At 76.5% G+C, this 473-nt stretch carries 1 pseudogene; it reads right to left on the minus strand.

Annotation, left to right across the window (positions count from 1 at the left end):
* Positions 1-473: pseudogene (locus tag ACNFOC_RS55270) on the minus strand (hypothetical protein); the annotation flags it as partial.

The raw sequence follows: 473 nt of genomic DNA on the forward strand, positions 1-473 counted from the left end.
GTCCTGGACGTCGCTGGACAGGTCCGGGAGCGCGGCGGTGGCCGCGTTCCGGTCGGCGGCGGCCTGCTCCCGCGCGGCGAGAGCGGCGACGACCTCCCCGTTGCGCCGGGCGACCTCGGTCTCTGTGTCGGTCGCCTTGCCCTGGGCGATGTTCTCGTTCCGCCGGGCGAACTGAAGGTCGCCGGCCGCGTCGGCCACGGCCCGCGCATCCTGCCGCGTCTTCTCCGCGGCCTTCCCGTGCTCCTCCTGCGCCCTGCGGATGTCGGCCGGCCGGTTGGCGACGGTGTCCCGCGCCGCCGCCAGCTCCGCACGGTCGGTCCTGAGCTGTTCGGAAGCCTCCCGGATCGCGTTCCTGGCGGCGGTGATCGCCGGGACCGCGTCCTGCACCCGGGGGTCGTCGGCGACATCGGGCGCGGGGTCGTGGGAACGCGGAGCGCCGGGTGCGACGGGGGTCGGCGAGGCCGGTACGGGGG

Origin of the sequence: Streptomyces colwelliae, assembly GCF_048158785.1 — a bacterium.
In the GTDB taxonomy this organism is placed as follows: domain Bacteria; phylum Actinomycetota; class Actinomycetes; order Streptomycetales; family Streptomycetaceae; genus Streptomyces.